Origin of the sequence: Candidatus Colwellia aromaticivorans, assembly GCF_003333305.1 — a bacterium.
Lineage (GTDB): Bacteria > Pseudomonadota > Gammaproteobacteria > Enterobacterales > Alteromonadaceae > Colwellia > Colwellia aromaticivorans.
On the sequence record NZ_QOLD01000073.1, the window covers coordinates 11,336 to 31,570 of the forward strand.

The window sequence follows — 20,235 nt, forward strand, 5'->3', positions numbered from 1 at the left end:
AACAAGAAAAAATGCCAAAATACTGGTTTTTTAGTTAAGCTAACTATGAATATTAATCACTAACAGTTACTATAGCGCCGTTTTTTTCATGTTAATTTTTTAAGTTTTTTTGGAGTTCTATTATATGCCATTTCAGCCCGGCCAACGTTGGATCAGTGACAGTGAATCAGATCAAGGATTAGGAACAGTTACTGGTATAGAGCACCGATTTGTTAACATTGTTTTTACTGCCACGGGAGAATCTCGTCAGTATGCAAAAGCCAATGCGCCATTAACGCGCGTTATTTTTAATGACGGCGATCTTATTCCAAGTCATGAAGGTTGGATGTTAAAAGTTGAGTCCAGTACTGAAGCGCATGGTATTTTGACTTACCATGGCATTCGACAAGACAACTTAGAAGAAACATCTTTAAAAGAAGTGATGATAGATCACTTTATTAAATTTAATAAACCACATGATCGCTTATTAAATAGTCAAGTAGACCGACTCGATTGGTTTCGCCTACGTAAAGACTGCTTACGTCACCAATATGAGCAACAACAATCAGAATTAATGGGCTTAACTGGCGGACGTGTTAGCCTTATTCCTCATCAATTGTATATTGCCGATGAAGTGGGTAACCGTTTTGCGCCACGCGTATTACTTGCCGATGAAGTAGGTTTAGGAAAAACCATTGAAGCGGGTTTGATTATTCATCAACAACTGGTGAGTGGTAGAGCCCAGCGTATTTTGATCATAGTACCTGAATCATTAATGCATCAATGGTTAGTAGAAATGCTACGCCGCTTCAACCTTAAATTCAGCATTTTTGATCACGACCGATGTGTTGAAACAGCGGGAGAAGATGACACTAATCCTTTTAGTACTGAACAATTAGTCTTAGTTAATTTAGGTTTTGTCACTAAAAACCCTAAGTGGTATGAAGCATTAATTAGCGAAGATTGGGATTTAATGGTGGTAGATGAAGCCCATCATTTAAATTGGCAACAAGATAACCCAAGTATGGAATATCAATGTATTGAGCAATTAGCGCAAGTGATACCTGGTGTTTTACTACTGACAGCTACACCCGATCAATTAGGTCATGAAAGTCACTTTGCTCGATTACGCTTGCTTGATTCAGACCGATTTTATGATTATCAAAAATTTATTGAAGAAGAGTCACATTATAGTGAAGTTGCTGATGCCGCCAATGCCTTAGTTGAAAAAGAGCAATTAACTAACGAACAAGAAACCACCCTAACGGCATTATTAAAAGAATCTGATATTAGCGAACAGTTAATAGCACTTAATAGCGATAATTGTGCTAATCAAACAGAAGTACGCCAACAACTAGTCAAGCAGCTGCTTGACCGACATGGTACTGGTCGTATTTTATTTAGAAACTCACGAAATACTATCAAAGGCTTTCCGGCACGAGAAATTCACCCTGCGCCACTGACAATGCCTGAACAGTATCAAGATACAATCAATGAGTTTATGCTTAGCGACTGTCCTGAAGCCATTGCAAACTCTAAACAAGCTAAATATATTTTCACGCCAGAAATGCTTTATGGACTTGATCACCAAAATGAAAAGTGGACCGACTTTGATCCACGGGTAAATTATTTGATCGACTTATTAAAGTCATTAAAAAAAGAAAAAGTGTTAGTTATCTGTGCTCACGCGCAAACAGCGATAGATTTAGAAGCCGCTTTACGTGTTAAAGAAGGCATTCGCGCAGCAGTTTTCCATGAAGGTTTATCAATTTTTGAACGGGATAAAGCTGCCGCTTATTTTGCTCAAGATGAAGACAGTGCACAGTTGTTACTCTGTTCTGAAATTGGCAGTGAAGGCAGAAACTTCCAGTTTGCCCATCATTTAGTATTATTTGATTTACCCAGTAACCCTGACTTATTAGAGCAGCGTATTGGTCGACTAGATCGTATCGGGCAAACTGAAGTTATTCGATTACATACGCCTTACTTTGAAGATTCAGCCCAACATTTATTATTTGATTGGTATCACCAAGGGTTGCAAGCATTTGAACATACTTGTATTACTGGTCGAGTAGTATTTGAAGCCTATGGTCAAAAATTATTATCACTCGTATTAACCGCGCAACAAGCTTCCTCATCAGCAGAGAAATTAATTAATGACAGTTGGCAAAAGCATTGTGAAATTAAAGCAGAGCTAGAATCTGGCCGTGATAAATTACTTGAACTCAATTCATCGGGTCAAGGCCGTGCTTATGAATTAGTAGAAAAAATTGAGCGCAATGACAGACAAATTGATTTACCTCAATTTATGTTCCAGGTATTAGATGTTTTCGGCGTTCAACAAGATGATAAAGCCGACAATGCCATTGCGCTCAATCAAAGTGAACATATGCTTAATAGCAACTTTCCTTGCTTACCTGAAGATGGCACAACCGTAACCTTTGATCGTGATACCGCATTAATTAATGAAAACTACCAACTATTAACCTGGGATCATCCTATGGTGCGTGGTGTTTTAGATTTAGTGCTTAGTGATGAAATTGGTAATGCCAGCATAGGCTTATTAAAAGCCGAAGCATTACCTGTAGGCACTTTTTTTCTTGAATGTTTATTTACCGTTGAAGCAACAGCGCCTGCACATTTGCAGCTTGGTCGATATTTACCCACCACACCTATTCGTATTTTAGTGGATAAAAACGGTAATGACCTTGGCAATAAAGTCAGCGAAGCAGTGTTAGATAAACAACTAACACCCGTTAAAAAAATAATGGCTTTACAATTAATTAAGGCATTAAAATCACAAATTGCGCCGTTAGTGGCTAAAGCAGAATCCCATGGCGAACAACAAATTTCAGCCATTCAAGCTAAAGCCTTAAAGAGCATGCAAAGCAAACTAGGGCAAGAACAACAAAGGTTAACCGCATTAAAAACCATTAACCCGAGTGTACGCCAAGCAGAAATTGATTTTCTTACTCATCAACAAGATGAACTAAAACATTATATTGATAAAGCTCAGTTAACGTTTGAAGCGGTACGTATGATAGTGGTAACACACTAATGGCCGCTAATCCTGACTTTGTTTATCAGCCTCCTATGTCCCCTTATCTTGATATTATTTTTCAAGATAAGGATATTGTTGTACTCAATAAAAGTAGTGGTTTACTCAGTGTGCCTGGACGCCTACCTGAGCATCAAGACTGTTTACAAAACCGAGTACAACGCGTGTTGCCAACTGCCACCATAGTTCACCGTTTAGATATGGCAACATCCGGCATCATGATTATGGCATTGAACAAGCCTGCCCATGTGGCCATTAGCCGTCAATTTGAACAACGAAAAACTAAAAAGAGTTATATTGCCCGTGTTTTTGGTAAAGTGGCTAAAATAGAAGGCAGCGTTGATTTACCTTTAATTTGTGATTGGCCCAACAGACCAAAACAAATGGTAGATCATGACAATGGTAAACAATCGCTAACTAATTACAGCGTGCTAGATTATTCAACATTAAGCTCTGGCGATGAAAGCACTTTACTCGAACTAAGACCTGTGACTGGTCGCTCTCATCAATTACGAGTACACATGCTAGCGATTGGGCACCCTATTTTAGGTGACCGTTTATATGCGCATGAAAAAGCATTAACAATCAGCCCTAGGCTGCAACTTCATGCGAGAAACTTAAGCTTAACCCACCCAGTTACGGGCGAGTTACTCTGTTTTGTTAGTCCTTGTCCATTTGATTAGTAGCAGTTTATTAAAGATTATTAAGGCTTTTAGTATTAAAGCCGATATATTAAAAGTAAGGTAACTACTCACCTATCGTCACTCCCGAGATGTTTTAATCGGGAGTCTACTGTTTAAAACAGGCAGATTCCGGCTTCAGCTTTGTAGTTCCAGACCAAAGCTAAGTACCCACGTCCTGTCGGCAAAGATACAACCGGAATGACGTGAACGCTGGGTATGGTGAATAATTACAAAGTAAGTAACTATTTTATAAGTTGCCGTTAGTGCTGAGCAGTCCTTTGACAAGCTCAAGGTAAGCGGAATCATGGTAGGTGAATAGAAACAAAAGTATCACCATTAAACAAAACCAAAGGAAATAATGTGCAACTCAAGCTAATACTCACCGTAATACTATTTATTTGCACAAACATCACTGTTCTTGCCCAAGAAGATAAACAAGAAGAAGTTAAAACGACAGTAGAAAATAAAAAAGACAGTAAAATAGACAGCGAAAAAGAAAAGAACGTAACCATTCCGTTACCTGTTTCAGTAGAGCAGCAACACAAAGAAGACTTAACACACTATCTTCCTACTAATCGTGTTGCGCCTATTTTAGCAGGCCCCGACGATTACCTTACCTTGATTGATGAAAATACCAGTGTAAATAACAAAGGCGTAGCGATTTTACTACCTGATTGGCAACAAGGAGCGGTTAACCCAAAAGCAATTAACTTTTTACGAAAAACATTACCCAAACAAGGCTGGACTACCATCAGTATTCAACCAGCCAATAAGCCTAGTAACTTTCCCTCTAGAGCACTTAAAGTTAGTGAGCAACAAGAGGCTAATAAAACTATTATTGATGACTATAAGACTAAACTAGCCGCCTTAATTAACGCTGTACTTAATAAAAGCAAAGAATACCCTGGCATTGTCATTATCATCGCCCAAGGAAACCATGGCGCTATGTTAGTTGATATTTTTGATCAACAAAGCACAAACCAAAATGGTACAACACCAAACGCGTTAATATTATTAAGCAGTTATTTATTAAATAGTAATGAATTAATAGATAGAACGAATACTGCTTTTGCAAAGACATTAGCCTACAGCGAATACCCTATCCTAGATTTATACCTAAAATACGATAACGCCATTGTGCTTGATAAAGCAGCACAGCGTTTAACCATGGCAAATCAGGAATTAAAAGCGTATTACCGCCAACGTCAAATCAATAATAATGCAGTAGGTTATTATCCTGAACAAGAATTACTTGTTCAAATTAATAGCTGGTTGAAGTCTATTGGTTGGTAGGAAGTTTCGAGTAAGAAAAGTTACGAGTAACATGTAGTTGCTCAAATTTCGAATCTATAAGCTGTAATCAAGTCTGACAGTCACAAAAGCCATGTGAGTTCAACCAATGTGTTGCGTTGATCGGTTGAACTCACAGCTTATTGCTGCCTGTCAGGTTTAGTTAAACTCTGATATTTAAAATCGTTAGATCTAGCTTGAGCAAATACAAGTAACGAAAACATCAAACTTTACGTAACTTGTCTTCGTAACTATCAACTCGACACTCGCAACTTCATTTATTTATTTTGCTTAGAAATCAAATCATAGGCTGCTTGAATATCTTGCGTCTTTTCTTTCGCTGCTTCCATCATCGCTGGCGGTAAACCTTTTGCAATTAATTTATCCGGATGATGCTGCGACATTAATTTTCGATAGGCTTTTTTGATATCACCAATTGAGGTCTCTTTATTAACGCCCAAAACTTTATAAGCATTATCAAGTTGCCCGGCTCTGGTCGGTGCATTATCACCATTAAATTGCTGATAGCCTTGCCCTGGTTGTTGATGAAAGGAAGCACTAGCAATAATCATTTCTAATAAATTATCTAACTGACGAGCTGAGTAGCCTAAAAATTTAGCAATAGTGTGTAAAACTTCACGTTCTTTACTGTCTAAATCACCATCAGAAAAAGCAACTTGAATTTGAATTTCTAAAAACATCAATCGTAGATCATGGCGGTTACCACAAATTCGCTTAAATTTAACCAAGCGATCTTTTAATGGAAATCCGTCCGATTTGCCTTCACGAAAAGCATCTTGTGCTTGTTCTCGCAATTCATTCGTTAGCCCAAGTTTGTCCATGTAAGCATTAGCAAAAGCAATTTCATGATTAGTCACCTGTCCTTTAGCTTTAGCAACATGTCCCATCACCGAAAAAGTGGTGTAAAAAAAAGCGGCTTGACGGGCGACATCATCAGATTTCCCTCCCGTTATGCCATCAAAATCAAAGCCTCTACCTCGATCAAACATATGACCAAGCCAAACACCTAATAAAGCGCCAAATAAGCTTTTACTCAACATAAAGCCAAATAAAAACCCTAAAATTTTCCCCCAGATACGCATGCTTATTTTATTACCTTATTCTTTATTTGCTATTTACGTGCTACGCCTATAGCCAAACCACCTCAAGATGAGGGTTTGGGTATATACCCATGATACTTCAAGATGTGCGTTTCAGGGCAGCTGAACGATTCATGATCAAGGCGCATCTTTTTATTAAGGGTCGTTCAGGAGAATATACTCCTGCATTCTCTAATAACACCATCCATGTAGCGCCCTTAAAAAGAGATGCAACGAAGAACATGATTTGATCAGGGGCCCCTGTAAAGCTGGTTTAGAAACGCTTTATGCTACGTTATTGATTTCGACAATGGAGCAACCATTATCTTCAATCAAAGCCTTGCCTAAAGACGTTTCTAACTCCTGCTGAATCCGACATATTGAAGTAACATGGGTATAGCTACAATATTATATTTGCTATATCATATACGCTTCATCACGTATATTTAAGATAACCTTAAAAATAAATGCTTTTTTTCCGACAAATCTTTTCCTGTAGCGTTATATTAGCGATAGTATTGCCTTTCCCTGCGTTTGCAATTACTACTGAGCAAGAAGCTACAGAACCGCAACTTCAATGTGCTATTCCAACTTTTGTACCTATAGCAACTGATGCTGTGCAAATAACCGATGATAGCATTCGTATTACCTCAAAGTACTCCAGAATTGAAAAAGATCGAGTTGCCAGCTTTAGTGGTGATGTCACGCTAATCGATAAAAGCCAAACTATAACGGCTGATCAACTAACATTTGATCGATTACTGATGCAATTTAATGCGCACGGAAATATACATTATCAAAACCAAAGCATTGATATTCTTGCTGACGAGCTAAATGCCAGTAAAGATGATAAGTCCAGTGTTATGCTTAATACCTCGTATCAACTGTATGGCAACCCCGGTCATGGTAGTGCCGGTGAATTACAACTCAACTCAACTGAGGGATTAAGTTTATTAGATTCAACCTATACAACCTGTATTGGTGAAGAACCTGATTGGCTGATAAAGGCATCTGAGATTGAAATATCAGCCGATGGTAGCACTGGCGAAGCTTATCATGCCCAAGTTCGACTTTTCGATGTACCTGTTTTGTATTTACCTTATTTTTCATTTCCCGTTTCAAAACAGCGAAAAAGTGGTTTTTTATATCCTAAAATTGGTAGTTCCAGTAATTCAGGGCTAGAAATTGAAACGCCTTATTATTGGAATATAGCCCCCTTTATGGACGCAACTTTTACACCTCATTATATGTCTAAACGGGGTACACAATTAAAAACTGAATTTCGTTATTTAACTGAGCTGCAATCAGGTAATATTAATATAGAATACTTAAATAAAGATAATGAAATAACGTCAAACGATGACGCCCGTTATCTTGCAAGGCTACAACATGTAGGTACATTTTCAGATGATTTTCGTGCCTATATTGATTATACGACCATCAGTGATGACAACTATTTAGTTGATATCGGCTCAAAAGAGTATAATTCAAACGATGCTTATTTGTATCAAGTAGGTGAACTTTCTTATTTTGGGGAGAACTGGCAAACTACAATGAAAATACAAGATTTTGAAGTACTTGGTAATCACCAACCAAGCTATAAAACCTTGCCTCATATTGAAGTTTTAGCCCAACAACCCTTCAGTCTTTTCTCTGAGCAAACATTACAAGGACAATTTGAACTCTATTCTGAATTAACAAGCTTTAAAGCCGAAACCAATCAACAAGCCAGCGCTAATCGTTACCATGTAGAAGCGGGGTTAAGTTTTCCGGTTTCGACCCCTGCGTGGTTTTTAAATTCAGAGTTTAAGTTAATGCATACTTATTACCAACAAAGCGACATTCAAGATGGCAGTGAATTAACAAAAAATGTTAACCGTACGCTCCCTAAAGTAAGGTTTCATGGCGGCATTAATTTCGATCGAACGCTATCCTGGTTTGGTAATAATTACACCCAAACCATAGAACCACAAATACAATACTTATATATTCCTGAAGAAGATCAAGCAGATATTGGTCTCTACGACACGACTAATTTGCAAGATGACTATAATGGTTTATTTAGAGACCGAAGTTATAGTGGTTTAGATAGAATTGCCGGTGCCAATCAATATACTTGGGGTATAACAAGCCGAGTACTTGATCAATCAAACCTGGAAATTTTTCGTTTAAGTGTCGGTCGAATACAATACTTATCTGACAATAATACTTTTGATGAACTCATTGATACTGTCGATGCCGATATCGACTCTCTAACAAGTCAGCAATCCTCTGTAGCCGCAAATTTATTTTATCGATTAAATCACAGATGGCAAATCAGTAGTGATATTCAATACAATACGATGGAAAGCTTCACCAACAAAAGCCAAGTGTCACTAAACTATCAAATTGATAAATATAATTCAGTTCAATTGAACCATAGGTACACTCGTAATGTCTCAGGTAGTAGCTTAGAGCAAGCTTCAGTATTGGCTAGCTTTGCTATTAATAAAGACTGGGCTTTTGTAGGGCGACTTACCGAGGACTTAAAACAAACCCGTAGTTTAGAAAGTTATGCTGGCTTGCAATATGAGAGTTGCTGCTGGGCTATACGCGTTGCGTATCATAGATATATAAACTCGAACTTAAGCGATGATGGCTTATTCAATGAAAACCGCGATGAATTTAATAGTGGTTTCGTGCTACAGTTCATCATCAAAGGGCTAAATGGCAAACAAGGGGCTATTGGCACACAAGAAATGTTTGATTCAAGTATTTTCGGCTATAAACGCCCTTACTACTTACAAAATTAGTGGTTTACCAATCTAACGACTAATAAAATCAAGTATATAAAAACTAACAATGCACCATAACCAAGATATATAATTCATGAAAAATTTAGTTAAAATATTAATCCTCACCTGCACAATTTACGCAGGGTTAACTACGCAAGTTCAAGCTAAAGAAGAAATGCTAGACAAGGTTGCCGTAATTGTTAACGCTGGTGTAGTACTAGAATCAGAAGTACAAGACTTACTGAAAAACATAAAAAAACAAGCAAAACAAAATAATCAAGAGCTACCTTCTGACAAGGCATTACGCACACAAGTCATGGATAAGCTGATTAATGACAGTTTAACTGTACAAATTGGTGAGCGTATGGGCATACAAGTTAGTGATGCTCAATTAGATCAAACCATTGCTAATATGGCCAAAGAAAATAAATTAACCTTATCTCAGTTTCGCCAAGCTATCATTAATGATGGTGATAATTATGAAAAATATCGTGAAAATGTTCGTACCGAGCTAATTTCAGGTGAAGTACGCCGTAATAGTGTCAGACGCCGTATTTATATTTCACCACAAGAAGTAGCTAACTTATTAGAGTTAATGAAAGAACAAATTAACAATGATGTAGAATATCACCTTGGTCATATTTTAATTGAATTCCCTACGGATGCTACACAAGCTGATATGATCGCAAGTAAAGAGCGAGCTGATAAAGTTATTGAACTGCTCAATAGAGGCTCAGATTTTACTAAAATTGCTATCGCCTCATCAGGCGGCGCAAATGCCTTAGAAGGCGGTGATTTAGGCTGGAAAAACATCAACGAAATGCCAACACTATTTTCAGAGCTCATTGCAGGAAAAAATAAAGACACGGTAGTAGGCCCAATTCGAACAGGCTTAGGTTTTAGTATTGTAAAAGTACTCGATATCCGTGGTCGTCAAGTAGTTGAAGTAGAAGAAGTAAAAGCTAGCCACATCTTAATAAAACCTTCTATCATTTTAAGTGAAGCCAAGGCAGAAGCGCAATTACAAGATATGCTAGATAAAATTAATGCTGGAGATGCAACGTTCGCCGACTTAGCCAAAGAGTTTTCTGAAGGACCTACCTCTGTTCGTGGTGGCGATTTAGGCTGGGCAGATCCCAAAAGTTATGATCCTGCATTTAAGAAAGCATTAGCCACCATGAAAATTGGTGAATACCACAAACCATTTCGTTCTTCTTTTGGTTGGCACATTATTCAGTTAAATGATCGTCGTATGATTGATGCTACCTCACAAATGAACCAAAATCGCGCTTATCAAATATTACATAATCGTAAGTTTGGTGTTGAAAGCGCTAGATGGATCAAAGAAACTCGCGATGAAGCTTATATCGAAATTTTTGAACAGGATAAATAAAAATGACTACACGCATAGCCATTACTCCCGGTGAGCCCGCAGGCATAGGTCCTGATCTAGTTGTTTCTATAGCTCAGCAGGCTTGGCCTGTACAACTTGTCGTCGTAGCATCAAAAGAGCTAATAAAACAGCGTGCTGAACAACTAAATTTACCGATAGTATTAATTGATTACGATGCTAACCTTGACGCTATTCCTCAAGCCGCTGGTACGTTAACCATATTAGATATACCACTTGCTCAAGCGTGTATTCCTGGCACTCTTGATACAAGCAACGGTGCTTATGTAGTTGAAACCTTGAAAGTGGCTAGTGATAAAAATATGTCAGGGGAATTCGAGGCAATAGTAACCGGCCCCGTACATAAAGGTTTAATCAATAAGTCGGGGGTTCCTTTTAGCGGACACACCGAGTATTTTGCGCTTCAAGCTAACTGCTCTGATGTCGTAATGATGTTAGCTACCAAAGGATTACGTGTTGCATTAGTGACTACTCACATACCACTTGCCTATGTAGCAAAAGCCATAACTTTTGAGAGATTGCAGAAAGTAACTCGTATTCTGCATACAGACTTAAAAAGTAAATTTGGCATAAAAAATCCGAAAATATATGCTTGCGGCATTAATCCACATGCAGGTGAAGATGGTCATTTAGGTCGAGAAGAAATAGAAGTAATGGAGCCAGCATTTGCCGAATTAAGAGCAGAAGGCATTAATGTCATTGGTCCCCTACCAGCCGACACTATATTCCAAGAGAAATACTTAGAAGATGCGGATGCTATTTTAAGTATGTACCATGATCAAGGTTTACCTGTATTAAAATACAAAGGCTTTGGTTCATCCGTTAATATTACTTTAGGTTTACCTTTTATTCGCACCTCTGTTGACCATGGAACTGCATTAGAACTCGCAGGCAATGGAGCAGCAGACTCTGGTAGTATGATAGAAGCCATTAACAGTGCAATCGCTCTAGTAAATAGCAGTAAGTAGTAGTCCTTCGACAAGCTCAGGATAAGCGGTTCACGAAAACGAAAACGAAATGTTAAACGAGAAATTATGAACAGTAAAACCCATTTAGGTCACCAAGCAAAAAAACGTTTTGGCCAAAACTTTCTTCATAATGATGCCGTCATCAGCGACATTGTTGATGCTATTAATCCTGAGCCTGGAGAAAATTTAGTCGAAATAGGTCCAGGTCTTGGTGCGTTAACGGAGCCAGTAGTAGAGCGAGCAGAGAAATTATCGGTAGTAGAGCTTGATAGGGACTTAGCTAAAAGGCTACGTCATCATCCATTTTTGGCGCCACACTTAACTATTTATGAAACCGACGCTTTAAACTTTGACTTCGCCCAACTAGCAACAGAGAAAAAACCATTACGCATTTTTGGCAACCTCCCATATAACATTTCCACACCGTTAATTTTCCACCTATTAACGTTTAAAGATAAAGTTCAAGACATGCACTTTATGCTGCAAAAAGAAGTCGTTCAACGCATGGCTGCTGGGCCACACTGTAAGGCTTATGGTCGATTATCAATTATGACCCAATACCAGTGCCAAGTAATTCCAGTGATGGAAATAGGTCCAGAAGCATTTAAACCCGCACCTAAAGTTGATTCTGCTATAGTGAGATTAGTGCCACACAGTAATATTAAAAATCCAGTAAAAGATATAAGTGCCCTTAATACAGTCTGTTTGGCTGCATTTAATCAACGCAGAAAAACCATTCGCAATGGCTTTAAAAACCTCATTAGTGTTGCACAATTAGAAGCGCTAAATATTGATGCCAATTTACGTCCCGAAAATTTAACCCTTGATGATTACATCATGCTGGCTAATTTTATTGTTGATAATCCACCAGAGCCAGTTAAAGTTGATAATAAAAAACTTTCACGACGGGCTATGAAAAGAGCAGAAGAGCAAGATTAATCGCTAAATTTTGAGAGTGAACTTTTTCAAAAAAATACTACCTGTATGCAGCGTTTTAAAGAATGAATAACACATTATCCTGAACAACCATTTTATTCAATCAACGCCTATTTTAAAAGCGTTTCTAATATCAGCTGAATTCTGCATATTGAGGTAACATGAGTATATATTTAGTCGGTGATATCCAAGGCTGTTACAGCGAACTAACTGCTTTATTAAAACAGGTCTCTTTCAATAGCAAAGTCGATCAACTTTATGTCGCGGGTGATCTTGTTGCTAGAGGACCCGACTCTTTAGCAACGCTACGTTTTATAAAGTCACTTAATGATTCTGCAAAAGTAGTACTTGGCAATCATGACCTTCATTTACTTGCCGTTTATGCAGGTATTAAAAAAGTAAAAAAACAAGACCGACTCAATGCATTGCTCGATGCTGACGATGTTGATGAATTAATAAATTGGTTAGCCCAACAACCCTTATTACAAAAAATAGGCAATGATAGCGCCTACATGAGTCATGCCGGCATTTCCCCTCAATGGACTTTAGCCCAAGCAATAGAGCAAGCAAACTTTGCCCAACAGCGACTTAGCTCTAGCAATAGAAACGCTTGGTTATCGTCAATGTACGGTGAAAAACCAAATGATTGGAAAGATGCCAAAAGCGAGATAGAAAAATTTCGCTATACAATCAACTCATTTACTCGCATGCGTTACTGTTATAGAAATAAAAACCTAGAATTTGAAAATAAATCCGCTCCCAGTACTATTCACAACAACCAACAATCAAACATAACTTTATTACCTTGGTTTGAGTTATCATCGACTATCAATGAAACACCTTGGGTTTTTGGCCATTGGGCTGCGCTAATGGGTGAATGTTCCCATCAAAACATCTATCCATTAGACACAGGATGCGTTTGGGGCAATCATTTAACACTGTTACGCTGGCATGATAAAAAACTCTTCACTGAACCTGCACACAAAGCACCAAGTAAATAGACATAAGGGATAAAAAAGCAGCGAGGCTTGATATACTCAAAACGTTAGCCAAATTCATCTTTTAAATATATATTCATAAAAATCGTCGTGTGATAACTATAGCCGATATTAACAAGGGCAATCAGTCACTGGTGCTCCATATAAATACAAGCCTAACAATAAATAAAAACAAACAAACAATAGAGCAACTCGCAACTGAAGTAGACTTGGCTGCCCAAGTGATTAATCAATTACAACAAGATAGTGCCTCTATTGGCGGTATTTTAGATGTTTTTCGTGGTATTGCTGATCAAACCAACCTCCTTGCTTTAAATGCTGCCATTGAAGCGGCTCGAGCGGGTGAACAAGGTAGAGGCTTTGCTGTTGTTGCTGATGAAGTACGCACTTTAGCTACTAGAACACAAGAGTCAACGTCAGAAATTCAAACCATGATTGAAGCGCTACAAACAGGCGCAGGTAAGGCTGTCACGGTAATGGACACTGGCAAGTCAAAAGCATTTGATTGTGTAAACAGCTGAGAAAGCCTTAGAAACCATTACCCACGCAGTTCATGAAGCTTTCGACGCAGTTCACAGATTGCTACTGCAGCAGAAGAGCAAAGTGTTGTTGCCCATGAAATTAGTGAAAATCTTGAATCTATTGTTGCCATAGCTGAACAAACTACAGCTGGATCACAACAAACTGCCGCATCAAGCAGTGAAGTCGCCCGCCTTGCTGAAGAATTACAACAATCAGTGCAAGAATTTAAGTTGTAGCGCTCACTCTAATTAACATTAAAACGATTCTATACACGCTCCAGAATCGTTTTTTTTGTTTTAACACGATCAAAATCAACAACTTCTATTGACAACACCTACCACAGCTTTATAATCCATAGCGCTTGAAGTTAGTTTTATATTTTTGTACACCATTTCGATGTTATGTTTTGCTTGATTACCCGTAATAGGTTTTTGACCCGTATTAAATAACCCGTCCTGTTTTATAAGTAATAGCAACACTTTTTAGCAAACCCGCTTTTATCATTTGCATTTAACCTAGTTAAAAATAAATGAAAGAAGCTAAATTACTCATAAATAAATTAGGATATTCTTATGTCTACAACTACTGGTACAGTAAAATGGTTTAACGAAGCTAAAGGTTTCGGTTTCATCGAGCAAGAAAATGGCCCTGACGTTTTCGCTCATTTCAACGCGATTGTTGGTGACGGTTTCAAAACTTTAGCTGAAGGTCAAAAAGTTGAATTCACAGTTACTGAAGGTCAAAAAGGCCCTCAAGCTGAGAACATTGTAGCTCTTTAATTTTTATTAATTAAAAGTACAAAAAAAAGCGAGTAACCTTTAGGTACTCGCTTTTTTATTATTAAAATGCTTCATAGCGCTTCATTTATCGATACATAGCAAAAATAAAAAATCAATAAATCATTGCTGCACTTGGACTCAATACAGACAAAATACTTAATCGTTCTAAATTTCAATAATCAACGGCTCACGTAATACTTCACTATCAATTCCTATCAATGTTAACTATTTATCATTACCCAACGGCTAAATACTCTACAACATTAATATTCAACACTAATTTGATAGGAAGAAAACTTACGCATATTTATCACCCCTTTTTCGAAAATAAGGTATTGGCCTTTTATACCTAACAGAACACCTGAAACACAGGGGGTTTTATCAAAGTTAAACGAACTGATTTTAGTTAAATATTGGCTAACAGGGTAATTTAAATTAACGATGTCTTCATCTAGCAATTGCACAGCATCGTCACCAAACTTAAGTGATATATCGTCTAAACGTTCCTTTATTTGAGGGATCAACACCTTAGCTTCAGCTTTTAAATCAATAGCGTCATTACTACCTTTAAGCATTGCCCGCCAATTGGTTTTATCACCAATATATTCAGCTAGTGCTGTTTCAACCAACCCTGATTGTAAGCGAGTACTCACTTTAAAAATAGGCAGTGCTTGTGTTGCCCCTTGATCAATCCATCGCGTTGGTATTTGAGTATGACGAGTTATGCCTACTTTTAACGCTGAAGTATTTGATAAATAAACATAGTGATCTACCATACAATGTTGCTCGCCCCACTTTGGTTCTCGACAAGTACCGAGGTGGTGATGGCAAGTTTCAGGCTTCATAATGCACATATCACACTGTGCAAGTGTAATCATACAAGGGTAACAAAATCCCTGAGAGTAACTTTTTTTAGTCGTTTTACCACAATGTTTACAGGCAATTTTACCATGAAAATTTAATGTGAGGGTTTTGCCTATAATAGGGTTCAAGGCAATACTTTGTTTTTCAGTCGTGTCTGAATTTATCACCGCTAAAGGTAATTGGTATTGTACTAAGTTATTAGTATCCAGTTGCGCCGTTAATTTTTCTATAGCGCCTATCTCACTTATTGGCATGTTTTCTCTCTATAATTGACTTCAATATTAAAATTTTATTTTTTCGTGTTTTTTAAATTACTTTTGATTAGCTTTACTCGTACATTTAAAGCTAAATAACTCTCTTTTGAAGCTATTTAAAATAAGGATCATCTAATATCAAGGCGAAAATAATTCTAATTACACATGAATGCATTCACTAATGGTCTACTTTTCTGCGTAATGATTTATTAGAACTTGCCTTCTTCTTTGAATCTAATCTTCGAAGGTTCGAGCCTTTTGTCGGCTTAGTTGGTCGCCTAGATTTTTTGACAACCATTGCTGATATGATTAACTCTTTCAGTCGCTTTAGTGCATCGTCTTTGTTCATTGATTGAGTTCTAAATGATTGGGCCTTGATAATGATAATGCCATCACTTGTTATACGGCTATCTGATAGCTTTAGTAATCTCTCTTTGTATATGGAAGGTAATGATGATCGCTTGATATCGAAACGTAAGTGTATAGCAGTTTCTACTTTATTGACTCGTTGACCCCCGTTGCCAGTGGCTCTGATTCCAGTAAGTTCAATTTCCCAATCAGCGATGATTACTGCATTTGATATCTCTAGCACTTTTATTTACCATTATTTAAAATAACTAACATTTACTATTTATGACACAAAACAACACTTGGACTGTTTATTTTCTTCGCTGTAATGATAATAGCCTCTACACAGGTATCACCACCGACATCAAACGACGCCTGCATCAACACAATAATACTAAACTAGGAGCAAAGTATACGCGAGCAAGACGACCAGTAAAACTTGTTTATAGTGAAACCGCTATAGATAAAAGTAGTGCGAGTAAACGTGAATATCAATTACGAACACTGACTAAAAAGCAAAAAGAGGAATTGGTATTGGCTTACCCTGATTCCTCTATCATTAATTAGAGGTCTGCTGAGTTACTTTTACAATCATTTATTTCGATTTATGAACTAGGTACTGTTAGAATGTCCTGTTGTGTTGATTTAGTACTAAATCAGTACTAAATCTTATTTAAAATAAAAGTTGTAACTATGTCACAAGAAAAAATGTTTATTGAAAAATATTGCTCTATTAATAATGAGCAAATCAGCTTTACTCGTCAACAAGGGAGTGATTTTGCTAAACAAGTCGCTGATGATTTTAACCCCTTGCATAATATTGAAGCCAAGCGATTTTGTGTGCCAGGCGACTTACTATTTTCAATAATCATCGCTAAATCAGGCCTACATAAAGAAATGAGTTTTAACTTTTCAGGCATGATAAATGATGGAATAGCATTAACTTTTCCTAATGAAATAATCAATACTTTCGATATTGTAGACAGCAAAAATAAAACTTATTTATCTGTTGAAGCAAGTGGAGAAAAAACTCACTGCACATCATTAATAAATGCCTTAACGAAAGCTTATGTTGATTTTTCTGGCCATACTTTTCCTGATATTTTAGTCAAATTAATGACCGAAAATAATGTCATGATTAACCCTGCACGTCCTATGATTATGTATCAATGCATGAAGATAAGCTTAGATCGTCTTGACATTACCACCCTGACATTGAAATTAGCGAAAACAAGTTTAACTATCGAAGGCAAACGTGGTGATGCTTGGCTCGAGTTTGATTTAATCAGTGACGGTGAAATAGTTGGTCATGGTAAAAAACACATGCTGTTAAGTGGCTTACGTGAATATTGCCAAGATAATGTTGATACTATGGTGGCACAATATAAAAACACAAAAATCGCTTATAGTCGCTAGTAAACAGCTATGCGATTCACAATCTGATACTCAGTAGCGGTTTGTAACTTAAAAAATCAGTATCTATTCACCATACCTAGTATTCCCGTCATTCCAGTTGTGTCTTTGCCTACAGGACGTAGGGTCTAGCTTTGGTCTGGAACTACAAAGCTGAAGCTGGAATCTCAGTGTTTAAAATTCTAGACTCCAGATTTAAAGACCTCGGGAGTGACGATAGGTGAATAGTTACAAAAATCATTCATATTCCTGCTCAAAATTAATCCGCTGTACTTGTTTATTTTCACTACAAGAGGCAAAAACAGCTAAGCTTTTAGGACGATTACACTGAGTGGGTTGTTGGTAAAACTTAAGCCATGCTTGTTTTTTATTCCCTTGATATTTTGATTTAATAACAATGACATTATTAGTCTTAAACGGCGTCCCCGCTGGTGTTTTTTTGTAAGCAGTCTTAGAATAGCTACTTTTATTTTTACTGCTTTTCTTACCTTTACTCTTCGTTTTTTTCTTGTTCTTTGCCCCCTGCTCACATTGCCACCACTTATCACGCGCTTTATCTTCTCTTGCGCGTAAACTAAGGCCACGTGGTGATGAATAACCACTACGCTGCATTGCTTGAATATTATGTAATTTTTCTAATAGGGGTTTGCAGCGTTTTTTTGCCTCGCTTACGGAAGTAAACAAGAGTAACGAGCTAATAAAAATCAATAATTTGATAAGGGTCATTCATTCATCCTTGAATTTTTTACATTAATTCTTTTCTATACATACTTATACCAATCTCACTAACTATGTGATCATTTCTACTTGTTAAAACGACCAACTACTTCGTTATTTATTTAATAGCTAGAACAACTAGTTATTGAAATAAACGCCTTGTATTTGACCGTTTTTCCTACGTATAAAATAGATCACCTAATTAATGAAACTGGTATTATCTATAAGTACTTCTCAATAAAGATTAATACTAGACTAAAAAGTAGACTATGATTAAATTAATTACTCAAACATGGATGTTACTGATGAAATTATTGATTACTACTTTGCTGATACTATTTGCAGTTAACGCTCAAAGCAAGCCTCTACCAAAGCCAGCCATTCAACAGGCAACAGTCTATAAAACCGTTACTGATATTAACCAATATTGGCTGTCTGAAAAATTAGATGGTATGCGTGGCTATTGGAATGGTACACATTTGTTAACTCGCCAAGGTAACCTTATACATAGCCCTAAATGGTTTACCAAAAACTGGCCTGACAAGGCAATGGATGGCGAATTATGGGTTAAGAGAGATTATTTTCAACAAACTCTCTCTTGTATCAGAAAAAAGATTATTGATGAGACTTGCTGGAAATTTGTCCGCTTTATGATATTTGACCTTCCTGAAAATAAAGAAACCTTTACCAAACGAATAATAGCCATGCAGCAATTAACAAAGAAAGCAAACTCGCTATACTTATCAATAATCGAACAATTTAAACTCACTACGGTTGAACAACTACATGAAAGACTTAATAAAATAGTCAAAAATAACGGAGAAGGGTTAATGTTACACCTTGGCATTGCTTATTATCATGTCGGTAGAACTGCGAGTATAATGAAGCTAAAAAAACACCATGATGCAGAAGCAGTAGTGATGGCACACATTGAAGGCAAAGGTAAATATCAAGGTCTATTAGGCGCTATACAAGTAAAAACAAGTGAAGGTGTCATTTTCAAAATAGGCTCAGGTTTTACTGATCAAGATAGACATAAGCCACCAGAAATTGGCAGCTTAATCACTTTTAAATACAACGGTAAAACCCAAGCAGGTATACCAAGGTTTGCCCGTTATTATCGGATTAGAGAAAAAAGAACTAGTCTTTTGGCTGATAAGTAAAAATCAGTACTTTTAAGCCTTTACCCTTATATGCTTCTTTAAACACTTCAGGGTTAGCCAGCCGTTGCTCAAAAGCGCAGTCTGGGCACTCTCGCGCTACTTCTTCTATTAAAAATTGTTCATCAAGATCAGGTGAATTTAAACATAACATCAACTTAGCACCCGTATTCATCCATTGAGGAATTCGACGGATAATTTTAGCGTAATCACGTTCAATATTTACACTGCCTTTTTGAAAAGAAGGCGGATCACAAATGAGTAAATCATAGGGTCCGTATTTTTTTATACGGCTGTTAGATTTGAAGATATCTAGCCCTTCAAAAATAATTTTCTTACCGTCCTTTTTTGCTAGCTGATTTAATTGATGATTTTCTCGTCCCTTACTTAAAGACGCTTTACTTAAATCTATATTAACAACTTTACTCGCGCCACCCGCAGTAGCAGCAACAGAAAAGGCACAAGTATAAGCAAATAAGTTAAGTATATTCTTATTTTGAGCATGTTCTTTTACCCAAGTTCGGCCAACACTCATATCTAAAAATAAGCCACAGTTTTGTGCTTTGCCAAATTCAATATGATAGGACAAATCATTTTCAGTCACGACTGTCTTATCGATAGACTCACCTAGCAATACTTGTGTGGGAGAAAATTTTTCATATCTACGCTGCACTTGCACACTCTGGCATTCGCTAAGTAAACTTTGTAATGCTTTTGCTTGTGTTAGTAACCAAGCTTCATCTACTACTTGATAAAGCGTAATTAAAATAACAGGGGATAGCCAATCAACATTTACATGAGACAAGTTTTCATAGCCATGGCCACGTCCATGAAAAAGGCGTTGGCAATCAGTAAAGTTAGTAGCAGCAATGTGTTCAATCATAGGGGAAGTATCAGTAATGAGTAATGAATAATGAATAAAAGAAAGCCGGTCAATAATAACATTGACCGGCTTGTAGACTCAAAATAATTTATTAGTGG

18 protein-coding genes and 1 pseudogene are annotated in these 20,235 nt (G+C 37.1%); 14 read left to right on the plus strand and 5 right to left on the minus strand.

The features are described 5' to 3' along the window. Positions 1-124 precede the first annotated feature (124 nt). From rapA to DWA31_RS11560, 3 genes are all read left to right on the plus strand, one after another. Positions 125-3,037 carry an RNA polymerase-associated protein RapA gene (gene rapA / locus DWA31_RS11550; protein WP_114326741.1) on the plus strand — a complete coding sequence of 971 codons (2,913 nt, stop codon included), beginning with the start codon at positions 125-127 and terminating at the stop codon, positions 3,035-3,037. Next, on the plus strand, positions 3,037-3,720 hold the full coding sequence (gene rluA, locus DWA31_RS11555; RefSeq protein ID WP_114326742.1) for a bifunctional tRNA pseudouridine(32) synthase/23S rRNA pseudouridine(746) synthase RluA: 684 nt from the start codon (positions 3,037-3,039) through the stop codon (positions 3,718-3,720). The genes rapA and rluA overlap by 1 nt, the downstream gene beginning before the upstream one ends. 360 nt (positions 3,721-4,080) lie before the next feature. Next, complete coding sequence (locus tag DWA31_RS11560; protein ID WP_114326743.1) at positions 4,081-5,013, plus strand: DUF3530 family protein; 933 nt, start codon at positions 4,081-4,083, stop codon at positions 5,011-5,013. Positions 5,014-5,288: 275 nt separating this feature from the next. Here DWA31_RS11560 and djlA read toward each other — a convergent pair whose 3' ends face one another. After that, the gene (gene djlA, locus DWA31_RS11565; RefSeq protein WP_114326744.1) at positions 5,289-6,113 is read right to left on the minus strand and encodes a co-chaperone DjlA; all 825 of its coding nucleotides are present in this window, start codon (positions 6,111-6,113) and stop codon (positions 5,289-5,291) included. A gap of 244 nt (positions 6,114-6,357) precedes the next feature. Here djlA and DWA31_RS17720 point away from each other — a divergent pair, with 244 nt between their 5' ends. The 8 genes and pseudogenes from DWA31_RS17720 to DWA31_RS11605 all read left to right on the plus strand — a co-directional run bounded on the left by DWA31_RS17720 (position 6,358) and on the right by DWA31_RS11605 (position 14,498). Beyond that, positions 6,358-6,480, plus strand: coding sequence for a hypothetical protein (locus DWA31_RS17720; RefSeq protein ID WP_281268632.1), 123 nt, complete (start codon positions 6,358-6,360; stop codon positions 6,478-6,480). 97 nt (positions 6,481-6,577) lie between these two features. Then, positions 6,578-8,902, plus strand: a complete 2,325-nt coding sequence (locus tag DWA31_RS11575; protein ID WP_114326745.1) for an LPS-assembly protein LptD — start codon at positions 6,578-6,580, stop codon at positions 8,900-8,902. A gap of 76 nt (positions 8,903-8,978) precedes the next feature. Then, positions 8,979-10,277, plus strand: a complete 1,299-nt coding sequence (surA, locus tag DWA31_RS11580) for a peptidylprolyl isomerase SurA (RefSeq protein WP_114326746.1) — start codon at positions 8,979-8,981, stop codon at positions 10,275-10,277. Positions 10,278-10,279: 2 nt separating this feature from the next. Next, the gene (gene pdxA / locus DWA31_RS11585) at positions 10,280-11,263 is read left to right on the plus strand and encodes a 4-hydroxythreonine-4-phosphate dehydrogenase PdxA (RefSeq protein WP_114326747.1); all 984 of its coding nucleotides are present in this window, start codon (positions 10,280-10,282) and stop codon (positions 11,261-11,263) included. Positions 11,264-11,329: 66 nt separating this feature from the next. Continuing rightward, positions 11,330-12,202, plus strand: a complete 873-nt coding sequence (gene rsmA / locus DWA31_RS11590) for a 16S rRNA (adenine(1518)-N(6)/adenine(1519)-N(6))-dimethyltransferase RsmA (protein ID WP_114326748.1) — start codon at positions 11,330-11,332, stop codon at positions 12,200-12,202. 158 nt (positions 12,203-12,360) lie between these two features. Continuing rightward, the gene (locus DWA31_RS11595; RefSeq protein ID WP_114326749.1) at positions 12,361-13,200 is read left to right on the plus strand and encodes a symmetrical bis(5'-nucleosyl)-tetraphosphatase; all 840 of its coding nucleotides are present in this window, start codon (positions 12,361-12,363) and stop codon (positions 13,198-13,200) included. A 161-nt stretch (positions 13,201-13,361) separates the two neighbouring features. Next, positions 13,362-13,955: pseudogene (locus tag DWA31_RS17545) on the plus strand (methyl-accepting chemotaxis protein); the annotation flags it as partial. Positions 13,956-14,291: 336 nt separating this feature from the next. Beyond that, complete coding sequence (locus tag DWA31_RS11605; RefSeq protein ID WP_057182578.1) at positions 14,292-14,498, plus strand: cold-shock protein; 207 nt, start codon at positions 14,292-14,294, stop codon at positions 14,496-14,498. A gap of 263 nt (positions 14,499-14,761) precedes the next feature. Here the strand turns inward: DWA31_RS11605 and DWA31_RS11610 are convergent, their stop codons facing one another. Further along, entirely contained in the window at positions 14,762-15,616 is an 855-nt protein-coding gene (locus DWA31_RS11610) for a DUF2797 domain-containing protein (protein WP_114326750.1), read from the minus strand. Positions 15,617-15,794: 178 nt separating this feature from the next. Next, on the minus strand, positions 15,795-16,208 hold the full coding sequence (gene arfB, locus DWA31_RS11615; RefSeq protein ID WP_114326751.1) for an alternative ribosome rescue aminoacyl-tRNA hydrolase ArfB: 414 nt from the start codon (positions 16,206-16,208) through the stop codon (positions 15,795-15,797). Positions 16,209-16,249: 41 nt separating this feature from the next. Here arfB and DWA31_RS11620 point away from each other — a divergent pair, with 41 nt between their 5' ends. Both DWA31_RS11620 and DWA31_RS11625 read left to right on the plus strand, forming a co-directional pair. Further along, positions 16,250-16,531, plus strand: a complete 282-nt coding sequence (locus tag DWA31_RS11620; RefSeq protein WP_114326752.1) for a GIY-YIG nuclease family protein — start codon at positions 16,250-16,252, stop codon at positions 16,529-16,531. Positions 16,532-16,657: 126 nt separating this feature from the next. Beyond that, positions 16,658-17,380: a DUF3581 family protein gene (locus DWA31_RS11625; RefSeq protein ID WP_245942599.1), complete on the plus strand. Its 723-nt coding sequence runs from the start codon at positions 16,658-16,660 to the stop codon at positions 17,378-17,380. Between the two features lie 234 nt (positions 17,381-17,614). On the opposite strand, the gene DWA31_RS11630 is transcribed toward DWA31_RS11625, so the two are convergent. Continuing rightward, the gene (locus tag DWA31_RS11630; RefSeq protein WP_114326753.1) at positions 17,615-18,103 is read right to left on the minus strand and encodes a hypothetical protein; all 489 of its coding nucleotides are present in this window, start codon (positions 18,101-18,103) and stop codon (positions 17,615-17,617) included. Positions 18,104-18,363: 260 nt separating this feature from the next. On the opposite strand from DWA31_RS11630, the gene DWA31_RS11635 reads away from it, so the two are divergent. Beyond that, positions 18,364-19,257 (plus strand): DNA ligase, encoded by an 894-nt coding sequence (locus DWA31_RS11635; RefSeq protein ID WP_114326754.1) that lies wholly within the window; start codon positions 18,364-18,366, stop codon positions 19,255-19,257. On the opposite strand, the gene DWA31_RS11640 is transcribed toward DWA31_RS11635, so the two are convergent. Further along, the gene (locus tag DWA31_RS11640) at positions 19,235-20,137 is read right to left on the minus strand and encodes a class I SAM-dependent methyltransferase (protein ID WP_114326755.1); all 903 of its coding nucleotides are present in this window, start codon (positions 20,135-20,137) and stop codon (positions 19,235-19,237) included. The two genes, DWA31_RS11635 and DWA31_RS11640, sit on opposite strands and share 23 nt — an antisense overlap. Between the last annotated feature and the right edge of the window lie 98 nt (positions 20,138-20,235).